This is a genomic window from Azomonas agilis, from assembly GCF_007830255.1.
Classification (GTDB): domain Bacteria; phylum Pseudomonadota; class Gammaproteobacteria; order Pseudomonadales; family Pseudomonadaceae; genus Azomonas; species Azomonas agilis.
In genome coordinates, this window is record NZ_VLKG01000002.1 from 278320 (window position 1) to 297557 (window position 19238).

Here is a 19238-nt window from a genome sequence, read left to right on the forward strand (position 1 = left end):
TGCTTTGGTTAGGAGACTAGCTGTTGTTTAGAAGTTCTTAATTATTTTATCGAATTCATTTATTATATGATCCATAGACGACCTTAGTTTTATTTCATTCATTATTTCCGATGCATAATTCCAATTGCTTTTATTGTAGTCTGACTTTGCATTATCTATTACAGAAAGTATTTCTTCTTCGGTAGGAGTATTTGATACCAAATATGGATAGTCTGATCCCAAGTAGTATTCTGCATCTCCTTCATTTGCTTGTATTATTATAATGGAATTTGAAGCGGCAGCAGTAAATCCTTTTAAGAATGGTTTAAATCCGTCAATCCCTCGTTTTTGACGAACTGCATAGTGACAATTAAATTTGGGTATTAAGTCGATCCATGAGTCATCTTGGATACTGGTGTCAACATTGATAAATTTTACAAACTTTTCTATAGATTCTGTTTTTTGAGTATTGAGTAGTTCCCCAAAATATCCAATTTCACATGAGTTAAACTCTAACTTAGTGGGTTTAATTTTATTTATTACTCTTGGGTCTACATGGTGTGTTAAGTGGAAAGACGGTATTTGGGGGATATTTAGCATGTAATGCTTGTACCCAAGTATTGAAGATGCAATTAAGGCATCAGCAAAGTCAATTTTATTTTTGTCTGGTATGTCATCTACAAAATCGTAAAGTAGAATATTATTGTGTGATTTTAGTTTTTCTAAATCTTGTACAGATGAGTCTTTTAAGAAGCCTTTAGTAATAAAAATAATGCAATTTTTTAATTGATTGGAATCACTTGTATAGGTGACATTTTTACCTCTTTCTATATAGTGGTTTTTAATTAGCTTAGAGAGTTGCTCGCCTCTCATTACTGTAGAGCCGGATTTTGCATACTTTTCAGAGTACAAAAATACAATATTCCTATTTTGTTTTATTGTATTAGTTATTTGTTGTTTTTGGGGGGCCTCAAAATTATGTGGAACTTTTACAAAAAAACAATTGTCTCGAGACGAGCCAAGCCTTTCTGAGAATACATGAGGTTTAAGATTTGTGCTCCACATCAAATACCCAAGACTGACTTGGTCACGATATGATCCATTAAGTATTTCAGTCCACCAGTCATCCATAAAATTACATACTTCTTTATTAATATGTGATCTCCAAATGAAAGAGCCTTCCGTTAGCCCTGTATTATTTGGTAGTCCTAGCTGATCATATTTTTTTATTTGTGCTAATAACTTCACAGGCTCGTGGCGCTTACTAGTTACTATGGCAATATATTCTTTAAAAATATCCCTTCTAAATGGATGACGCCACATCACAAAATCATTGGCATTTAGACATAAATTTATTAGTAAATTTATTCTGCCTAAAAATAAAGTATTTGCATCTACAAAGAGAGAATATTTATATTCTTTTAGATATTTATGTGGAAGTATTTTGTATATTTTTGCACTTAAATTACTTGATTTAAACTCCGGTGATACAAGTCTGATATTCCATCCCATAGATGGCCTATCTCTGTCGGTGAAGCAGATAAAATCTATGTCATGCTTTAGTGGGATAATTGGAAGTAAATCATCTATATCTCCGAATAATGTCGTGTATATACAGATAGATTTTCTTTCTTCGCTTTTTATTGTTTTTCTGAAGCCTGAATTATTTATTATTTGGAAGTCTTCATTGTTTTCATCTGTTGGTCTATCAATTCTTAATATTGTTTTTTTACATCTTTCTGGAATTCCTTGCTTTGAGTTAATTAGTTTCCAGTAATTTATCCATAATTTTTCAGCATTATTCCAATTTTTTAATAAAATTTCACAACTTGCTAAAATTTCTAGTGATGCTCTAGTTACCCCATAATTTTCTTTTATAGTTGTAGCAATATCTTTAGATTTTTCTATATCCTGATTCAACCATGTACGCTCAAGTAAGTCGTAGTTCTCTAATTCTCTTTGGTATACGCCATTTAAATATTCATGTACTACATCAATACTTGATTTTGTTTTTGCTGATTTTATAAGTTTTGGAATTTTATATGGATTAAAATTTTTTGAAAAAACGTTTTCTAAATTTTCCTTAGATATTGGTTTTTTTAATAATTCAATTAAGTCGCTAGGATTTTCTTTCCATTTTGTATTTAGTAGATTCTCTATAAAAGCCAGCTCGATCCAATGTTCATTTTCTGGTAAGCCAATACGCCCTTCGCGTTTACCATGGTTGATAAAGTGAATTAAAGCTGGTTCTCTACTTCTCGCAATGTCTTTATATCTTGTGAGATAATATATAGAGTTAAACTTTTCAGATGGATTTGCAAGAAACAAGTCACCATGCATTAAATAATGGGTAATAGAGTCTTGATCACTTGGTATAGTATTTATTGGTAATTGATTTCTGTAGTATTCATCGTTAAATAAATCTGATTTTTTTATTGCTGCTGTCCAATACTGTTGGTTTTGAATATTTTTATATCGAATGATATGGGTTCCGCTTCCTGTTCTATATATTGGATTTTCATTTATTGAAAAATTATCTATAACTCTCAAAGAGTAGTTTGATGTATCTTCCGTTTGTTGATAGGTGACGGCTATCTCAAGATTCTCTATGGCTGGTAGTGCCCCGAAAAATCTTTCCATTGCATGAGCATATGTGCCATCTCCACCAGTTTTAGCTTCTTTCGAGCTTGAAAGTAGCTCATAAATAGTGTGGAATTTTTCATCAAAAATTTTTAAGAGGCTGCCTTTAATCCAAAAAATTGTTCCAGCAATAAATCCAAACTCACTTTCTGGCTCTGGAAGATTTAAGCATTTTAAAATGTTCCTAAATGCTTCTCTATTATTATACATTAATAAGTCAGCGGATCGAAAAAATATCTCAGCTCCAATTAGTCCAACATCATTATGTTGTATTGATCTAATCGCTTTTGAAGCAATTTCTGTAGAGCCAATTACGCTATCTAATAAAGCTTTCCCGTGGATTGCTTTTTCTTCGGTTTTATCATTTTTAGTATGTAGTTTTAATACTGAACTATATTCCCACAGTCTGGCTTTTTTAGTGGCAATAATGAATGGAAGTACATCCATTCCCTCGTTTTCAACTATAAATACTATGGCTGAATTGTAGTCATTAGTTATTTTTTTTGAAATGGAGTCAAACAGAACTTCCGTAGTCGTTACAATTAAATCAAAATCTATATCTAGGTTTTTTAAATATGTATTAATTCTATCCCACAAATGCTCATAAAACACATGTACAACTATGGCGGTGGTCTTTATTGGATTCCTTCTTTCTAGTATTTTTTTTTCTGCTAAATTTATGTTGAAATTTATGATATGTCCAAGTTTGGTGTTATTTTTTAGAGCTAAGCTGTATAGATAAATAGATTTCTCGAATTTTTTAGCTCTAAAGCTATTGTTTGCTTGTGTTAGATAGTTAATTTGCATTTTTGGTTACTTTAAAATTTTTATTGACAGTTATGTTAATGTCTGGCTGATAAATTTTAATGAGCTTAAGTACTGAGGCTTTATTAAGTGTTTTTGTTGACTTTATTAGATTTTTGCGACTTTTGGGATGTTACGTCGAAATCCTCTATAGTAAACTCTAATATGCATTGGGCTTTAATGAAAGCTTGAAGTTGAGATAGTCCAAGTAAGTTAGGATCGAATTTTATGTTTTTTTTGCTTATGAGTACATTGCCTAAAAGCTCGAAGGCTAACTTATGTTCTGGATTGTCTAACAGTAGAGGTTTTAGAATAGAAATGGCTTCTTCATATTTTTTAGCAGCAGTCAGTTTTTCAATACGAATCGGTAATCCAATTTCTTGTACCTGCTCTAAACGAGTTTTTAACGAAACACTTTCAGGATTTGTTTTTAAAGCCTCCTGCAAACTCTGCTCTGCCTCGTCATACTTTTTAAGTAACCGCTGGGCATTAGCTTTACCCAGTAAAGCCCAGTGTAGTTTTGAATCTAAAGTGTAAGCTTTTTGAAAAGCATTAATAGCTTGCTCATACTTCTTAGCCAGTAAATGAGTCTCACCTAACTTGTAATGGCACAGGCTATTCTCACCCAATTCTTTTGCAAGGTTACTCCAAGTTTTTTCGGCTTCCTCTAATCGTCCAGTTTCTTGAGCTAAGGTTGCTTGTTTATTGAGTGCTTTAATTTCTTCTGGTTTTTTAGCTACTTTATTAAATGCAGGTTGCTTTAGTAGATTGTCTAGTAGGGCTTCACCTTCTGCGCGGCTAATTAGGTCAAAGTCATAGGGGCTTTTTGCAGGTTTTAGTTGAAAGGTGCCAAAGACAATCCCTGTTTCTGCATCGCGAGCACTGAGAGTGTGGGGTTTTCCATCCAATATCTCGTAAGAGAGGTTTAATAGAAAGCGGTGGTGCCCATCACCGATTTTGGCTTTGGCTAAGTCGGGGCGGAATTGATCTGCTAAGCCATAGGCTACAACACGGTTTTCGCTAACAATCTCAACCATCAAGCGTTTTTTAGGGGTATCGGCATTATAGGCCCAACCTACGGCTTGATTATTGGGCGCACCATCTAAAGAGCCTCGAATTTGGGCTTTGGCTTTTGCTGTTGTTTTAGGGGCAGGAGTGGTTGCAGCAGGGGTTGAAGCGGGTTGTTTATTAGCGGTGCTCATGGCGATTAGTCTGCTTAAAAGTAGTTGTTGATTGCCACACAGGAAGCGGGGCAGGGGTTTTTTTGAGGGCTTGGAAAAAGGGTTTGGCAGATCATCCTTAAACTAAAATTCCTTAAAAGAAGGCTCTACTGAATAAGGCAAAGCGTACAAGCATTACTCAAGTATTATGAATGCTAATCTATTGCTGGCGTTCCAATATCTTGAAAGCCTGTACTTGTCGGATTTGTTAGCCCTTTAAGAGCAGCCAGTAACCATAACTAAAGTATAAATCTAATACAATATGGGTTGATTAAAGTTACCCCCGTAAAGGAGTTCTCTGTGTCTGAAAATGACCTATATTTCAAATTACTGAACGAGACAGCCAGCATCACTTGGCCAGAATTAGAACCTTTTTTTGCGCGTGGAGTTTTGCTCTGGGTAGCGGCTTCTATGGATTTGGTAGCAGCCGCTCAAGCCTTGGCTGAGGATAACAAATCTCAGGTAGCCTTATGGATTGACCAGCAGCAATTGATGCCGATTTCTGTAGACCAAGCGCAAGATTGGCAAGCCTGCAATTCAGAGCTTTGGGCGGTTGTGGTAGCTCCTTGGGTGTTGGTGCAGGAGCGTCCTTCGACCCTTCGGTAAACTCAGGGCTCAGGACGGGTTTCGGTGGGTTTTGGCTGGTTATTTGTTGGCGAAATCCCACATAACCAGCGCCCTTAGTCTTTTGATTATTTAGGTATTAGGCGAATTTCAAGCTCACAGCCCACAGCGGCTGCGTATTTGCGTAATGTTGATAGAGAGGGAGAATGTTTACCTCCTGCTTCAAGGCGTGCAATTGCAGGAGCTTTGGTGTGCATTTTCTCTGCAACTTCGGCTTGGGTAAGGCCTGCTTGTTCGCGTGCATGAAGAAGCTCATAAGCTAGTGCATATTCTTCTGCTAAGGCATCATAGTTTTCTTTGACCTTTGGGTTGGATAGTGCGCGTTGTTTTAGTTCAGCGTGAGTGAGCATTTTTGACCTCCTGCATGCGAGTCAATGCAATATTCAATTCACGATTGGGTGTTTCTTGGGTCTTCTTCACAAAGCTATGAAGCACCATGATCTGCTCTCCGACCTGAAAGCAGTAAAAAACACGTCCGATACCTTCGCGCCCTTTTGGACGTAACTCGAAAAGCCCATTTCCCATAGCGCGAGAGTGAGGCATACGCAGTGATGGGCCAAATACCTCAAGCATATCGGCCAAACGAAGGTAGCTGGCTAGAATGCTGGGCGGCAAAGTGAGTACATCATGTTGGACGGACTCGGAGTAGTAGGTGATTGTGTAAGGCATGCCGAAAAGTAACAAATTTGTTATCTATTGGGCAAGTGGTATACACCGAGTGTCTAGCTAAAACTTTGCCTAGAGCTTTTCTTGAGCCTATCGAAAGAGTGAAGGAAGGAGAAGACGACATAAAAAAGCCGACTTGTGGTCGGCTTCACGGGGTAGGGCGTTGCTTACTTCTGGTAGGCTGCCACTGCCTTAGTGATTTCTGCGCGGGCAGCTTCTGCGTTGCCCCAGCCATCAACCTTCACCCATTTGCCGGGTTCGAGGTCTTTGTAATTTTCGAAGAAGTGCTTGATTTGCTCCAGCAGCAGGGCTGGTAGATCAGTGTATTCTTTGACTTCTTTGTAGAGTACGGTGAGTTTGTCGTGGGGAACAGCGATTAGCTTAGCATCGCCGCCGCCTTCGTCGCTCATAAAGAGTACACCTACAGGGCGGGCACGGATTACGGCACCCGGAGTTACGGGGTAGGGCGTTACCACTAACACATCCAGCGGGTCGCCATCATCGGCTAGGGTATTGGGGATATAGCCGTAGTTGGCTGGGTAGAACATCGGGGTGGCCATAAAACGATCTACAAACAGGCAATCGCTGTCTTTGTCGATTTCGTATTTGATGGGCGCGTGGTTGGCCGGGATTTCGATGGCAACGTAAATGTCGTTCGGCAGGTCCTTGCCAGCCGGAATCTTGCTATAACTCATAAGCGTTGGCTCCATGACCGGCGCAGGGGCCGGAGGCTCGTATCATGGGCGGCGATTATAGGCGTATTTATTTAATTTTGGCCATGCTGTCGTAGCCTTTCCTTGTTATAAGTCTTGCGCGAAAAACCCCGTACTTTAGTGTGGGGATAGATAGCACTGGAGGCGTAGCCTCCCCAAAGTGGCCTTAATTCAGTTCAGTTAGCAGTGACCTATGAAGCAGACCAAGACCCTCAAGGTTCGGGTTCGAGATAAGCATGTTCCGCTCTTGCAACAGATGGCTCGGAGTGTGAACTGTGTCTGGAACTATCTGAACGAACTCAGCACTCGATCCATTCGAGAGCGGGGTCGGTTTTTGTCTGCTTTTGACCTGCATCCTTACACCAAGGGCGCGAACAAAGAATTGGGATTGCACTCTCAAACTTTACAAGAAATCGCCCGCGAATACGTCACGCGCCGTAAGCAGTTTAAAAAGTCCCGCCTGAACTGGCGTAAATCAGGTGGTGTTCGGCGTTCACTGGGCTGGATACCCATCAATACCGGCGCGGCACGCTGGAAGAATGGACAGCTTTACCATAATGGCCATTACTTTAACGTGTGGGACAGCTACGGCTTGAGCCAATATGCATTCCGCTCCGGCAGCTTTAACGAAGATGCCCGTGGGCGCTGGTATTTCAATGTAGTGGTTGAAGTGGATGCTGAGATTTCAGCCGGTCAAGACAAGATCGGCATCGACTTAGGCTTAAAAGATATCGCCACCTGCTCCGATGGTGTAAAACTGGAAGCGGGGCGTTTCTATCGTGATTTAGAGCCCAAACTGGCCATTGCTCAACGCGCCAGAAATAAAAAGCGCGTGAAGGCGATCCACGCCAAAATCGCCAACCGACGCAAAGACGCGCTGCACCAATTCACCCGTAAGCTGGTAAAGCGTGCCGGTGCAATCTACGTTGGTAATGTGAAACCTTCCTCACTCACTCAAACCAAGCTGGCCAAATCTGTACTGGATGCGGGTTGGGGTATGTTGAAAACAATGTTGGAATACAAGTGCGCGGGCGCAGGCATTGTTTTTAAAGCAGTGAACGAGGCGTACACCACCCAAACCTGCTCGAATTGCGGCGCATTGCCCGATTCAAGGCCAAAAGGTATCGCAGGACTTGGAATAAGAGAATGGACATGCAGTGCCTGTGGTGTCAGGCACGACCGCGATATCAACGCGGCTAAAAACATGCTCGCGGTCGGGCATGGCCGTCCAGCAGTGGGAATCCCCGTCCTTTAGGGCGGGGAGGATGTCAAAAGGCGAGATGTACTGATTTTTGAGGGTTTTCAATGTTGTGGCTGCATGCGTTGACCGTATTTATGGGCTTTTTTGCCATCATGAATCCCATTGCTAATGTGCCTATTTTCCTGAGTTTGACTGCGGACAACTCAGCACGGGAGGTACGCTCCATCGCCCGCCGGTCTTTGCTGTTGGCCTTTGGCATTGTGTTGATATTTGCGGTAGCAGGAAATCTGATTTTTCAAGTATTCGGCATCAGCCTAAACGCCTTTCGCATTACCGGTGGTTTATTGGTGTTTCTGATTGGTTTCCATATGCTGCAAGGCAGCCCGTCCCGGGTACAGAATGTTAAAAACGCAGATAACCCTGTAGATCAGGATGCAGCATTGAGTGTGGCCATTACCCCTTTGGCGATGCCGATTTTAGCCGGCCCCGGCACCATTGCTACGACGATGAACTTTGCTGCGACCGGAGGCTGGTTGGAGCTACTGATTACTGTGGCAATTTTTGCGCTCCTGTGCTTTATCACCTACGGGCTATTTTTATTTGGCCGTTCCTTTGTGGAGTTTATTGGCCAAGAAGCGCTGGCGGTGATTACTCGGATGATGGGTTTGATTTTGGCGGTAATGGGCACTCAGATGCTGATTGAAGGCATAGGGGCCACTTGGGAGGACTATCAAAAGGCCAATAACCCAGTGCTGGCTCCGGTTCCGATGCAGGTTTGTTGGCCGGGATCAGGCTCTGCTTGAGTTAGGGCAGGAGAAAATTCTTGTGGTGGCCAGAGGTGCTTAATTGAGGCAGTTGAGTGTCATCCTTTAGGGTTACTCCAGAGCATTGGCGGCGATCCGCTTCGCGTATCAGACCTAATAAACGGTGTACTGTTAGCGGATAGCTTAGGCCGTCTTGTCGGATATTGGAGATGCAATTGCGTTGCGCATCAGTGCATCCGATTTGGGGGTTATAGGTGAAATACAGTCCTAAGCTGTCTGGGCTGCTGAGTCCAGGTCGCTCACCCAATAAAATCACCGACATGCGTGCTTTTAAGCGCTGGCCGATATCGTCCGCAATGGCTACGCGGCCCTGTTCTACTAAGGCAATGGGGGACAAGCTCCAGCCTTCTGAACCACAGCGTTCTTGAATCAGTTTGAGTACGGGTAGGGCATGGCGTTCTACTGCGAGGGCGGATAAACCGTCAGCAATGACGAGGGCCAGATCGTAGTTTTGGTTGGTATGCTGCTGTGCATAGTGTTCTAGCTGTTGCGCGGAGGCTGCATCCAGTTGGCGGCCTAAATCAGGGCGTTGTAGATAGCTTTGTCGATCGCTGGCGGCACTGTGCAGTTGCAACAGCGGTAATCCTAAAGCGCGAATCTGTTTGGCCAGCAGTTCAATGGCCAAACTTTGGTGTACCGCGTCGCGGGCGGCGGCGTGGGCGAGTTGAAATTCAAGCTGGGCCTGAGTAGGTAAGCTAGTCCCAGCGCGTCCCAAGGCAATGCGGGCAGAGGTCAATTGGCGTAGAGCTTGCCAAGGATTTTTCGTCACTGGGGAAGAGACAGAGAGGGGAATCTCGGGATGCTGTGCCATAGGAGCTGTCCTCAGTGGTTGAGGGCTGGAGCAAAGAGTTTAGGTAGACTCTGGGAAAGAGTGAGCCTCTGACCTTGTTGCTGCAAAATCTCTTGCTGGGCCAACCAATCGGCAAATTCAGGTGCTGGGGCTAGTCCTAATAACTGGCGCAAATACAAGGCATCGTGGAAGGAGGTGCTTTGGTAGTTGAGCATAATGTCGTCGGCCCCCGGTACGCCCATGATGAAATTCACGCCCGCTGTGCCTAGCAGAGTCAATAGCGTGTCCATGTCGTCTTGATCGGCTTCGGCGTGGTTGGTGTAGCAAATATCGCAGCCCATGGGTACGCCGAGCAATTTGGCGCAGAAGTGGTCTTCCAGTCCGGCGCGGATAATTTGTTTGCCGTTGTACAGATATTCCGGGCCGATGAATCCGACTACGCTGTTCACCAACAGCGGCTTGAACTGGCGCGCTACGGCATAGGCGCGGGCTTCGCAGCTTTGTTGGTCTAGGCCGTGGTGTGCGTTGGCGGATAGAGCGCTGCCTTGGCCGGTTTCAAAGTACATCAGGTTTTGGCCGAGGGTGCCGCGTTTTAAGCTCAATCCGGCTTCGTAGCCTTCCTGCAACAGCGCCAAATTAACCCCAAAACTGGCATTAGCTGCTTCCGTACCGGCAATGGATTGGAACACCAAATCTACCGGCGCACCCTGTTCAATGGCCTGTAGAGTGGTGGTGATATGGGTCAACACGCAGCTTTGGGTGGGAATTTGGTAGCGCTGACGGATGGCATCCAGCATGTCCAGTAAATCGCGGATGGCACTGGGGTTGTCGGTGGCGGGGTTGATGCCAATTACCGCATCGCCATTCCCGTACAGCAGGCCATCCAACAGACTGGCCGCGATTCCAGCGGGATCATCCGTTGGGTGATTGGGTTGTAGGCGGGTAGCCAGATGCCCGCGTAAGCCTAGCGTATTGCGAAATTGGGTAACAACACGGATTTTTTGCGCTACTAAAACTAAATCCTGTACCCGCATCAGCTTGGAAACGGCAGCCACCATTTCTGGAGTTAATCCCGAGGCGAGGGCTTTGAGGCTGGCTTCGTCGGCCTGTTCGCAGAGCAGCCAGTTGCGGAAATCTCCGACGGTTAAATGGCTGACGGGGGCAAAGGCGGCGGCATTGTGGGTATCCAGAATCAGCCGTGTCACCTCATCTTGCTCATAGGGGATCAGCGCCTGATGCAAGAAAGTGTTAAGCGGCAGTTCGGCGAGGGTCATTTGCGCGGCGACTCGCTCGACATCGGTTTGAGCAGCGATGCCTGCGAGTTGATCTCCAGAACGGAGGGGGCTGGCTTTGGCCATCACCTCTTTAAGGTCTTTGAAGTGCCAACGCTGTCCTGCAAGGGTTTGGGTGTAACCAGACATAAGCCGCTCCATGCCATCAGGAATATCCGCAGCATAGACCAGCGATTGACAGAATGGGAGCTTAGAAGAGCTAAGCCGCCAGAGGGATTCTGGCGGAAGCTCGGTTCAAAGCCGCAATGCACAGGGGGAGGGCGCTGTGGCACTGAACCAAAAGACCCAGACGTGGGTGGGAGCACGTCTGGGTGGGGGATTAGAAGGCCGCGAGGAAGATGCCTTCGATTTCAGCTTGGTTGGCAGGACGTGGGTTGGTCAGGCCGCACGCATCTTTGAGGGCGTTAGTAGCCAGTGTGGGGATGTCTTCTTTCTTGGCACCCAGTTCAGCCAGACCGCTGGGGATGTTGATGTCTTTGGACAGGGTGCGGATGGCCGCCAGAGCGGCTTTAGCGCCTTCTTCAGCCGACAGGCCAGTTACATTGACACCCATAGCTTTAGCGATATCGCGCAGGCGGTCAGGGCATACGCTGGCGTTAAAGCTTTCCACATGAGGCAAGAGTACCGCGTTACACACACCATGCGGCAGGTCGTAGAAGCCGCCCAGTTGGTGGGCCATGGCGTGTACATAACCCAGTGAGGCGTTGTTGAAGGCCATACCGGCTAGGAACTGAGCGTAAGCCATGTTTTCACGGGCAGTGATGTCGCTGCCGTTGGCTACGGCGTTGCGCAGGTTGGTGGCAATCAGCTCCACGGCTTTCAGAGCGCAGGCATCGGTGATGGGCGTAGCGGCGGTGGATACATAAGCCTCAACCGCGTGGGTTAGGGCGTCCATACCGGTAGCAGCGGTCAATCCCTTGGGTTTGGCAACCATCAGGCCTGGATCGTTGACCGACAGCAGCGGAGTTACGTTGCGGTCTACGATGGCCATTTTTACATGGCGGCTTTCGTCAGTGATGATGCAGAAGCGGGTCATTTCACTGGCGGTACCCGCTGTGGTGTTGATGGAGATCAGCGGCAGTTGAGGCTTGCCAGACTGGTCTACACCTTCGTAATCAGCGATTTTGCCGCCGTTAGCTGCAACCAGAGCAATGCCCTTGGCGCAGTCGTGGGAGGAGCCACCACCCAGAGAAATCACAAAGTCACAGTTGCTGCTTTTCAGCAGTTCCAGCCCCTTCTCCACGTTACCCACCGTGGGGTTGGGTTGAGCGCCATCAAAAACGACGGCAGCGATATCTTGTTGACCGAGTAGATCGACGATCTTGGCGGCAACACCGAACTTGGCTAGGCCAGCATCAGTCACGATCAGGGCTTTTTTGAAGCCGTAGTTACGGATGGCAACCATAGCCTCTTCCAGACTGCCTGCGCCCATCATGTTTACGGCTGGGATGAAAAAAGTGCTGCTCATGGGTGATTTCCTCAGTTTATTGTTTTTACACAACCTATGGGCGTACTGCATGATGCAGGGCCGAAGGCTAATTGCTCTAAGTTGTGGTTTTGTTTACTGATCGAGCCTTGTGGGTTCGATCTTCCTTTCTCGGTTTGGGTGAGGCTGGAGATCTGTGCAGGATCTCCAGACCATCGGGGTTTAGAAGAAGCCCAACGGATTGATGTCGTAGCTGACCAGCAGGTTTTTGGTTTGCTGATAGTGGTCGAGCATCATTTTGTGGGTTTCGCGGCCTACGCCGGACTTTTTGTAGCCACCGAAGGCGGCGTGAGCGGGATACAGGTGGTAGCAGTTAGTCCAGACGCGACCAGCTTTGATGCCACGGCCCATGCGGTAGGCGCGGTTCATGTCGCGCGTCCACACACCAGCACCCAGACCAAACTCGGTGTCGTTGGCGATGGCCAGTGCTTCGGCTTCGTCTTTGAAGGTGGTCACACCGACTACGGGCCCGAAGATTTCTTCTTGGAACACGCGCATCTTGTTGTGGCCTTTAATCAGAGTCGGCTGGATGTAGTAGCCGTTGGCCAAGCTGCCTTGTAGCTGTTCTGCCGCGCCGCCGGTGAGAATTTCAGCCCCTTCTTCGCGGGCAATGTCCATGTAGGACAGGATTTTCTCAAACTGCTGCTGGGAAGCCTGAGCACCGACCATAGTGTCGGTATCCAGCGGATTACCGCGCTTGATGGCCTTAATTTTTTTCATTACCTCGGCCATAAACGGCTGGTAGATGGATTCTTGTATCAGGGCGCGGGAGGGGCAGGTACAAACTTCGCCTTGGTTGAAAAAAGCCAGCACCAGACCTTCGGCGGCTTTTTCGATGAAGGCGGGTTCAGCCTTCATGATGTCCTCAAAGTAGATGTTGGGGGACTTGCCGCCCAGCTCTACGGTGCTGGGGATGATATTTTCTGCCGCACACTTGAGGATGTGGGAGCCGACGGGAGTAGAGCCGGTGAAGGCGATTTTGGCAATGCGTTTGCTGGTGGCTAAAGCTTCACCGGCTTCGCGGCCAAAGCCGTGTACTAGGTTTAAAACACCAGCGGGCAGCAGATCGCCGATCAATTCCAGCAGTACGGTGACAGACAGCGGAGTTTGCTCGGCTGGCTTCATCACAATGCAGTTACCAGCGGCTAAGGCGGGAGCTAGTTTCCAAGCGGCCATCAGCAACGGGAAGTTCCAAGGGATGATTTGACCGACCACGCCCAGCGGCTCGTGGAAGTGGTAAGCCACGGTGTTTTCGTTGATTTCACCGACGCTACCTTCTTGAGCACGGATGCAACCGGCGTAGTAGCGGAAGTGATCAGCAGAGAGAGGTACGTCAGCGTTCAGGGTTTCACGAACGGCTTTACCGTTGTCCCAAGTTTCAGTAACAGCCAGCAGCTCTAGGTTTTGCTCAATGCGGTCGGCAATTTTCAGCAGGATCAGGGCGCGATCTTGGACCGAGGTACGGCCCCAAGCATCGGCAGCGGCATGGGCTGCATCCAGTGCTTTCTCCACGTCTTCAGCGGTGGAGCGTGGGAATTCGGCGATGACTTCGCTGTTTACCGGAGAGGTGTTGGTAAAGTACTGACCTTTAACCGGGGCGACGAATTCACCACCGATGTAGTTGCCATAACGCGGCTTGAAGGTAACGATGGAGCCGCTGGTTCCGGGTTGGGCGTAGATCATGTGGGTGGCCTCTCTGAGTGTTAAGTCCGGCCCGCATGGGCCTGTTGATGGATCACATCTTTGCAGCCAGCTCCCTTGAGGGGTATGCCCCGATGGGACTGTAAGTATGGTGCTTTGGTAGTAAAAAACCTCAGTCGTATAAGGTGCATATCAGATGGGTGGTTAGGGATACCTGAACCTAAGGTGTGGTGTTACCCTGCACCCCAGTTGTACGGGGCTTTTCCCGAGTTAGAGGTCATACATGCATATTCATATTCTGGGCATCTGCGGCACCTTTATGGGCTCGTTAGCGGTGCTGGCTAAGGCGCTGGGCCATCAGGTAACCGGCTCAGATGCCAACGTCTATCCCCCGATGAGCACTCAGTTGGAGGCTCAGGGCATTGGCTTGATGCAAGGCTATCTGCCCGAGCATCTGGAGCCGGTGCCCGATCTGGTAGTGATTGGCAATGCCTTATCGCGGGGGAACCCAGCGGTAGAGTATGTGCTGAATAAAGGCTTGCCCTATGTCTCTGGCCCGCAATGGTTGGCTGACCATGTGCTGCAAGGCCGTTGGGTGCTGGGCGTGGCCGGAACTCACGGTAAAACTACTACTACTAGTATGCTGGCGTGGGTGTTGGAGCATGCAGGTATGAGTCCGGGTTTTTTAATCGGTGGTGTACCGCAGAACTTTGGCGTTTCCGCGCGTTTGGGCGATACGCCCTTCTTTGTGGTCGAGGCTGATGAGTACGACAGTGCCTTCTTCGATAAACGCTCTAAGTTTGTGCACTACCATCCGCGCACCGTGATTTTGAATAACCTTGAGTTTGATCACGCAGACATTTTCCCCGATCTTCCGGCCATTGAGCGCCAGTTCCATCATCTGGTACGCACGGTTCCCAGTGAGGGGTTGATCATTCATCCTGAGTCCGAAGAGGCCCTCAAGCGTGTGCTGACGATGGGCTGCTGGACACCGGTGCAAACCACGGGTGGTGAAGGTCAATGGCAAGCGCGATTGCTGACGGAGGATGCTTCACGCTTTGAAGTGCTGTTCGACGGTGAAGTGCAAGGTGTGGTGGATTGGTCACTAACCGGCCAGCACAATTTGGCCAACGCTTTGGCAACATTGGCTGCTGCGCGCCATGTGGGCGTTACTCCAGCTCAGGGTATTGCCGCCTTGGCCGCTTTTAAAGGCGTTAAGCGGCGTATGGAAAAGGTCGCTGAACCCAATGGCATCAGCATTTACGACGACTTTGCCCACCATCCCACCGCCATTGCTACTACGCTGGATGGCTTGCGTAAGCGCGTGGGAGATGCACCGATTATTGCCATCATTGAGCCCCGTTCCAACTCCATGAAATTGGGTGCACACCGCGATGGGTTGCCAGATTCGGTTGCCCAAGCTGATCAGGTGCTTTGGTACGCGCCGCCGAATTTGGGCTGGGATATTGCAGCCACCGCAGCGGCCTGCCCGGTTTCCGCTCAAGTCTGCACTACCTTGGAGGCCATCATCGAACAGGTGAAGGCACAGGCAAAGCCCGGCACTCAGGTGGTGATTATGAGCAACGGCGGCTTTGGTGGTCTGCACGGCAAACTGGCTGAGGCTTTAAAATGAGTGGCCCGGAGCGCATCACCTTAGCCATGACCGGCGCTTCTGGCGTTCAGTACGGTCTGCGTTTGCTGGATTGTTTAGTGCGTGAAGATCGGGAAGTGCACTTCCTGATCTCTAAGGCTGCGCAATTGGTGGTGGCAACCGAAACTGATGTGCGCTTACCCGCCAATCCCCAAGCCTTGCAAAGCTTTCTCACCGAATACACGGGCGCAGTCTCGGGACAGATTCGGGTGTTTGGCAAAGAGGATTGGATGGCTCCGCCCGCATCCGGTTCGAGCGCACCCTCGGCTATGGTGGTGGTACCTTGTTCGACGGGAACCCTGTCCGCCATTGCCACAGGAGCCTGCAATAATTTGATTGAGCGCGCCGCTGATGTGGCCCTAAAGGAGCGGCGCAAACTGATTTTAGTACCTCGGGAAGCACCTTACTCCAGCATTCATTTAGAGCACATGCTCAAGCTATCTAACTTGGGTGCAGTGATTCTGCCAGCTTCACCGGGCTTTTATCATCAGCCGCAGACCTTGGATGATTTGGTGGACTTTATTGTCGCCCGCATCCTCAATCAGTTGGAAATTCCCCAAGACCTGTTGCCACGTTGGGGAGAGCATCATCTGATTACGGGTGAGGGGGATGATTAACCAGCGTGCATTCGTTGCCTTGCTGGTGCTGCTGTACGCTCTGTCAGGCTGCGCCAGCTTCCGCACCTTAGATGCCGCCAAACCAGGTAAGCCCCTGATTTATTCGGGTACTCGATTGGACTGGTACCATCTGAATGGCGGCTGTTGCCCTATGGATCGCTTTGGGGCTGAACCACCGACTTACGCCTTATTGGATTTACCCTTCAGTTTTGTGGCGGATACGCTGGCCCTTCCGGCAACTATTTGCGCTGAGTTAGGGCTAGGTTTGAACGTCAGCGGTGGCCTCTGAGGAAGTCTCCCCAATATGCAGAGCCAGCCAGATTGTGGGCTCATCGGGGCTGGTAAAAGCCACCCGATGACGCAATCGCGCAGGGATCAGCAGATGATCCCCTGCTAGCAGCCGCACAGGTTCTGAGCGATCTTCCAGTTGCAATAGGGCTTCACCGCTTAATACCAGCACCCACTCGTCCCACGATTGGTCGTACCAAAAATCGGCTGGGCTGGTTTGGCCAAAGGACACAATACGTTCCACCCGACAACCGGGCACTTTGAGGATGTCCTCAAAGCGCTCGGCATCTTGAGTGTTGGGTAAGGAGTTAAGCAAGTTGGCGATCATTTGGCCGGGCCGCTCCAGATTAACGACTTCACGTCATAACCTTGCTCAGTGGCCACCTTGAGCAGTATGTCGCGATCCGCTTGGGATAATTGGGGTTCACGGGCCAGCAGCCAAAGGAATTTATGGTCTGGGCTGCCTACCAAAGACATTTTGTATTCAGGATCTAAGTACAGCACCCAATAGTGGCCGCGTGTCATCCAAGGCAAGAGGTAGCTAATGAGGTTATGGAAACGCACCCAAAAACGGCTGGTTTGGCCTTCTTCTTGTGGCCAAGCAGTGCCTTCGGCTTCTTGGATGAGCCCTTTATCCGTGCGGCAGCGGTTGATAACGGATAGCTCATCTTTGCCTATCACCTGATACTGGGCTTCCGATTGCAGGCAATCGCGTTGGTACACCATAGGCAAACGAGCGATCTCATACCAAGTGCCTTGGTAACGGTTGAGATCCACGGAATCAACGGTTTTAGGGGGATTAGGGCCATAATCTGGGTTGCAGCCCGTTAATATGATCATCATCAATAAGCTAAGCAGCAGGCGCATGATGGAAACCTCTTGGCATAGGATTTTGTCCTCGTTATAGGCAGTGCCTCTAGGTGCGTCAACCAAGCCTTGGGCTTTAACTCGGCTCGCACGCTGAAGAACAGAGTTTTTAATATTCTTTATATTTATATATAATGAATAAATAGTTATTTTTTTGGAATAAAAGACAGGCGTAAAGTGCGGTTATTCCATTTGGGGAGACGCTACAAATGCCTGCTGTCGCTCAAGCCACTACGGCTGTTATTCAAGACGTCCGGCGCCCCACCGATTTGCGTGGTGTGCTGGAAACCGATCCTAAAATTCTTTTAGACCGCGCCTATGCACGCGGGCGTGCTCAAGGACTGAATTACGCCGGAAGCCTGTATCCACCGGAGGCTTGGAAACTGGTGCAATCTGGTTTGGCGGTACTCTTGGACGTACGCACCCTTGAGGAGCTTAAATTCGTAGGTCATGTTCCTGATACTCAACACCTTGCTTGGCAAACTGGCCCCAGCATGCTGAAAAACCCGCGTTTTTTACGGGAGTTCAAGGCACGTTTTAAACCCGATCAAATCATCGTTTTACTGTGCCGCAGTGGTAAGCGCTCGGCAGCGGCAGCACAAGCCGTCAGCGCGGCGGGTTATACGCAGGTGTTTAATGTACTGGAGGGCTTTGAGGGTGACCTTGATCTTCAGCAGCAACGTGGAGAACAGGGAGGGTGGCGGCATTGGGAATTACCCTGGATTCAAGACTGATGAGCCGCTACATAGAGCACAAAATCTCAGATAAGAATTTTTTCTAAAACTAATCGATATTACCAAAAGTAAGCACCTTAGATTAGGATGATCTAACAGTGCAGGCCAAACTTTGCCCCGTATTGTGCTGAGTTTTGGGGTGAGTCTGTTAGGAACGCTGGTACTCACCTCGCTTAGCGTATCAGGATGCCCGCAATGACCGATGCCTCACATACTGATTTACCTCGTCCGGTTAACTGGCAGTTAGGCCGGATTGTGGATGAGTTAAAAGCCGCTCGTACGGATTGGCGCACCCAAAGCGGTCGCCCGCTGGAGTTGGGGATTCGAGAGTTACCGGCTCGGGCTGCGATTAGGGAAATTATTGAACAGCTGATTGGTGCGCTGTTCCCCATGCGCCTCGGGCCAGTGGATTTACGCAAGGAAAGTGAGGATTTTTACGTAGGGCACACCCTAGATCGAGCCTTGGATGCCTTACTCGGCCAAGTGCGTTTAGAGTTGCGCTACTTCGCCCGTCAACGGGGTGAAACCAACGGTGAGTTAGCCTTGCAGGAACAGGCCACAGCCATTGTGCAGGATTTTGCCAATGCCTTACCCGGGCTGCGGCGTTTGCTGGATACCGACGTACTGGCCGCTTACCAAGGTGACCCAGCGGCGCGCAGTGTGGATGAGGTGTTGTTGTGTTACCCCGGCATTTTGGCCGTGATTCATCACCGATTGGCGAATCATCTGTATAAAGCCGGTCTGCCGTTGTTGGCGCGGATTGGTTCGGAAATCGCCCACTCGGCCACCGGAATTGATATTCATCCGGGGGCGGAAATCGGGCACAGTTTCTTCATCGACCACGGTACTGGGGTGGTGATTGGAGAGACAGCCGTTATTGGCGACCGAGTCCGCATTTATCAAGCGGTGACTCTGGGCGCGAAGCGGTTTGAGGTGGACGACAGCGGGCAACTGGTTAAAGGCCAGCCGCGTCATCCGATTATTGAAGACGATGTTGTGATCTACGCTGGGGCTACTATCCTCGGGCGCATCACCATCGGTAAGGGCTCCACCATTGGTGGAAACGTTTGGGTGACCCGCAGCGTGCCAGAAGGCAGCAATATCACCCAAGCGACCCTACAGCAACATGCGCCAGGCAACGAGCGGTAGTCTTTGACGAACCGGCCGGTCCTCTGCATTCACCCGACTGTTTTGGAGTGAT

At 48.4% G+C, this 19238-nt stretch carries 19 protein-coding genes; 8 read left to right on the forward strand and 11 right to left on the reverse strand.

Annotated elements, in window-relative coordinates; translation table 11 throughout:
* Nucleotides 1-27 precede the first annotated feature (27 nt).
* Entirely contained in the window at nt 28-3426 is a 3399-nt protein-coding gene (locus LX59_RS03675; RefSeq protein WP_144570489.1) for a rhamnan synthesis F family protein, read from the reverse strand.
* 83 nt (nt 3427-3509) lie between these two features.
* On the reverse strand, nt 3510-4625 hold the full coding sequence (locus tag LX59_RS03680) for a tetratricopeptide repeat protein (RefSeq protein ID WP_144570490.1): 1116 nt from the start codon (nt 4623-4625) through the stop codon (nt 3510-3512).
* Nucleotides 4626-4943: 318 nt separating this feature from the next.
* Here LX59_RS03680 and LX59_RS03685 point away from each other — a divergent pair, with 318 nt between their 5' ends.
* Nucleotides 4944-5249 carry a DUF2288 domain-containing protein gene (locus LX59_RS03685; RefSeq protein ID WP_144570491.1) on the forward strand — a complete coding sequence of 102 codons (306 nt, stop codon included), beginning with the start codon at nt 4944-4946 and terminating at the stop codon, nt 5247-5249.
* Between the two features lie 86 nt (nt 5250-5335).
* Here the strand turns inward: LX59_RS03685 and LX59_RS03690 are convergent, their stop codons facing one another.
* The 3 genes from LX59_RS03690 to ppa all read right to left on the reverse strand — a co-directional run bounded on the left by LX59_RS03690 (nt 5336) and on the right by ppa (nt 6628).
* A complete protein-coding gene (locus tag LX59_RS03690) occupies nt 5336-5617 on the reverse strand; it encodes a helix-turn-helix domain-containing protein (RefSeq protein ID WP_144570492.1) in 282 nt (93 codons plus the stop codon).
* Nucleotides 5601-5936 (reverse strand): type II toxin-antitoxin system RelE/ParE family toxin, encoded by a 336-nt coding sequence (locus tag LX59_RS03695; protein WP_144570493.1) that lies wholly within the window; start codon nt 5934-5936, stop codon nt 5601-5603. Before LX59_RS03695 ends, LX59_RS03690 begins: the two co-directional genes overlap by 17 nt.
* 164 nt (nt 5937-6100) lie before the next feature.
* The gene (gene ppa, locus LX59_RS03700; RefSeq protein WP_144570494.1) at nt 6101-6628 is read right to left on the reverse strand and encodes an inorganic diphosphatase; all 528 of its coding nucleotides are present in this window, start codon (nt 6626-6628) and stop codon (nt 6101-6103) included.
* A gap of 211 nt (nt 6629-6839) precedes the next feature.
* Here ppa and LX59_RS03705 point away from each other — a divergent pair, with 211 nt between their 5' ends.
* Both LX59_RS03705 and LX59_RS03710 read left to right on the forward strand, forming a co-directional pair.
* Nucleotides 6840-7901: an RNA-guided endonuclease InsQ/TnpB family protein gene (locus LX59_RS03705; protein WP_144570495.1), complete on the forward strand. Its 1062-nt coding sequence runs from the start codon at nt 6840-6842 to the stop codon at nt 7899-7901.
* Between the two features lie 50 nt (nt 7902-7951).
* On the forward strand, nt 7952-8650 hold the full coding sequence (locus LX59_RS03710) for a MarC family protein (protein ID WP_144570496.1): 699 nt from the start codon (nt 7952-7954) through the stop codon (nt 8648-8650).
* A 1-nt stretch (nt 8651) separates the two neighbouring features.
* Here the strand turns inward: LX59_RS03710 and eutC are convergent, their stop codons facing one another.
* The 4 genes from eutC to exaC all read right to left on the reverse strand — a co-directional run bounded on the left by eutC (nt 8652) and on the right by exaC (nt 13922).
* The gene (eutC, locus tag LX59_RS03715; RefSeq protein WP_144570497.1) at nt 8652-9482 is read right to left on the reverse strand and encodes an ethanolamine ammonia-lyase subunit EutC; all 831 of its coding nucleotides are present in this window, start codon (nt 9480-9482) and stop codon (nt 8652-8654) included.
* An 11-nt stretch (nt 9483-9493) separates the two neighbouring features.
* Nucleotides 9494-10882 (reverse strand): ethanolamine ammonia-lyase subunit EutB, encoded by a 1389-nt coding sequence (locus LX59_RS03720; RefSeq protein ID WP_144570498.1) that lies wholly within the window; start codon nt 10880-10882, stop codon nt 9494-9496.
* 190 nt (nt 10883-11072) lie between these two features.
* Nucleotides 11073-12221, reverse strand: a complete 1149-nt coding sequence (gene yiaY / locus LX59_RS03725) for an L-threonine dehydrogenase (RefSeq protein ID WP_144570499.1) — start codon at nt 12219-12221, stop codon at nt 11073-11075.
* A gap of 180 nt (nt 12222-12401) precedes the next feature.
* On the reverse strand, nt 12402-13922 hold the full coding sequence (exaC, locus tag LX59_RS03730) for an acetaldehyde dehydrogenase ExaC (protein ID WP_144570500.1): 1521 nt from the start codon (nt 13920-13922) through the stop codon (nt 12402-12404).
* Between the two features lie 241 nt (nt 13923-14163).
* Here exaC and mpl point away from each other — a divergent pair, with 241 nt between their 5' ends.
* Genes mpl through LX59_RS03745 form a run of 3 tightly spaced genes read left to right on the forward strand, consistent with a single transcriptional unit; the run spans nt 14164 to nt 16437 of the window.
* Complete coding sequence (mpl, locus tag LX59_RS03735) at nt 14164-15513, forward strand: UDP-N-acetylmuramate:L-alanyl-gamma-D-glutamyl-meso-diaminopimelate ligase (protein WP_144570501.1); 1350 nt, start codon at nt 14164-14166, stop codon at nt 15511-15513.
* The gene (gene ubiX, locus LX59_RS03740) at nt 15510-16148 is read left to right on the forward strand and encodes a flavin prenyltransferase UbiX (RefSeq protein ID WP_144570502.1); all 639 of its coding nucleotides are present in this window, start codon (nt 15510-15512) and stop codon (nt 16146-16148) included. Before mpl ends, ubiX begins: the two co-directional genes overlap by 4 nt.
* Nucleotides 16141-16437 (forward strand): YceK/YidQ family lipoprotein, encoded by a 297-nt coding sequence (locus LX59_RS03745; RefSeq protein ID WP_144570503.1) that lies wholly within the window; start codon nt 16141-16143, stop codon nt 16435-16437. Before ubiX ends, LX59_RS03745 begins: the two co-directional genes overlap by 8 nt.
* On the opposite strand, the gene LX59_RS03750 is transcribed toward LX59_RS03745, so the two are convergent.
* Both LX59_RS03750 and LX59_RS03755 read right to left on the reverse strand, forming a co-directional pair.
* Nucleotides 16408-16764 (reverse strand): cupin domain-containing protein, encoded by a 357-nt coding sequence (locus tag LX59_RS03750; RefSeq protein WP_144570504.1) that lies wholly within the window; start codon nt 16762-16764, stop codon nt 16408-16410. The two genes, LX59_RS03745 and LX59_RS03750, sit on opposite strands and share 30 nt — an antisense overlap.
* Nucleotides 16761-17303 (reverse strand): lipocalin family protein, encoded by a 543-nt coding sequence (locus tag LX59_RS03755; RefSeq protein WP_144570505.1) that lies wholly within the window; start codon nt 17301-17303, stop codon nt 16761-16763. Before LX59_RS03755 ends, LX59_RS03750 begins: the two co-directional genes overlap by 4 nt.
* A 209-nt stretch (nt 17304-17512) precedes the next feature.
* On the opposite strand from LX59_RS03755, the gene LX59_RS03760 reads away from it, so the two are divergent.
* Nucleotides 17513-18037, forward strand: a complete 525-nt coding sequence (locus LX59_RS03760; RefSeq protein WP_144570506.1) for a rhodanese-like domain-containing protein — start codon at nt 17513-17515, stop codon at nt 18035-18037.
* Between the two features lie 195 nt (nt 18038-18232).
* Nucleotides 18233-19186: a serine O-acetyltransferase EpsC gene (gene epsC / locus LX59_RS03765; RefSeq protein ID WP_211354812.1), complete on the forward strand. Its 954-nt coding sequence runs from the start codon at nt 18233-18235 to the stop codon at nt 19184-19186.
* The last annotated feature ends 52 nt before the right edge of the window (nt 19187-19238 follow it).

Excerpts from the sequence above, each read along its gene's own strand:
- exaC (WP_144570500.1), bottom strand. The coding sequence starts at position 13,922 with ATGATCTACGCCCAACCCGGAACCAGCGGCTCCATCGTTACCTTCAAG.
- mpl (WP_144570501.1), top strand. The coding sequence starts at position 14,164 with ATGCATATTCATATTCTGGGCATCTGCGGCACCTTTATGGGCTCGTTA.
- LX59_RS03695 (WP_144570493.1), bottom strand. The coding sequence starts at position 5,936 with ATGCCTTACACAATCACCTACTACTCCGAGTCCGTCCAACATGATGTA.
- LX59_RS03720 (WP_144570498.1), bottom strand. The coding sequence starts at position 10,882 with ATGTCTGGTTACACCCAAACCCTTGCAGGACAGCGTTGGCACTTCAAA.
- LX59_RS03755 (WP_144570505.1), bottom strand. The coding sequence starts at position 17,303 with ATGCGCCTGCTGCTTAGCTTATTGATGATGATCATATTAACGGGCTGC.
- ppa (WP_144570494.1), bottom strand. The coding sequence starts at position 6,628 with ATGAGTTATAGCAAGATTCCGGCTGGCAAGGACCTGCCGAACGACATT.
- LX59_RS03690 (WP_144570492.1), bottom strand. The coding sequence starts at position 5,617 with ATGCTCACTCACGCTGAACTAAAACAACGCGCACTATCCAACCCAAAG.
- eutC (WP_144570497.1), bottom strand. The coding sequence starts at position 9,482 with ATGGCACAGCATCCCGAGATTCCCCTCTCTGTCTCTTCCCCAGTGACG.
- yiaY (WP_144570499.1), bottom strand. The coding sequence starts at position 12,221 with ATGAGCAGCACTTTTTTCATCCCAGCCGTAAACATGATGGGCGCAGGC.
- epsC (WP_211354812.1), top strand. The coding sequence starts at position 18,233 with ATGACCGATGCCTCACATACTGATTTACCTCGTCCGGTTAACTGGCAG.
- LX59_RS03705 (WP_144570495.1), top strand. The coding sequence starts at position 6,840 with ATGAAGCAGACCAAGACCCTCAAGGTTCGGGTTCGAGATAAGCATGTT.
- LX59_RS03760 (WP_144570506.1), top strand. The coding sequence starts at position 17,513 with ATGCCTGCTGTCGCTCAAGCCACTACGGCTGTTATTCAAGACGTCCGG.
- LX59_RS03675 (WP_144570489.1), bottom strand. The coding sequence starts at position 3,426 with ATGCAAATTAACTATCTAACACAAGCAAACAATAGCTTTAGAGCTAAA.
- LX59_RS03745 (WP_144570503.1), top strand. The coding sequence starts at position 16,141 with ATGATTAACCAGCGTGCATTCGTTGCCTTGCTGGTGCTGCTGTACGCT.
- LX59_RS03680 (WP_144570490.1), bottom strand. The coding sequence starts at position 4,625 with ATGAGCACCGCTAATAAACAACCCGCTTCAACCCCTGCTGCAACCACT.
- ubiX (WP_144570502.1), top strand. The coding sequence starts at position 15,510 with ATGAGTGGCCCGGAGCGCATCACCTTAGCCATGACCGGCGCTTCTGGC.
- LX59_RS03750 (WP_144570504.1), bottom strand. The coding sequence starts at position 16,764 with ATGATCGCCAACTTGCTTAACTCCTTACCCAACACTCAAGATGCCGAG.
- LX59_RS03710 (WP_144570496.1), top strand. The coding sequence starts at position 7,952 with ATGTTGTGGCTGCATGCGTTGACCGTATTTATGGGCTTTTTTGCCATC.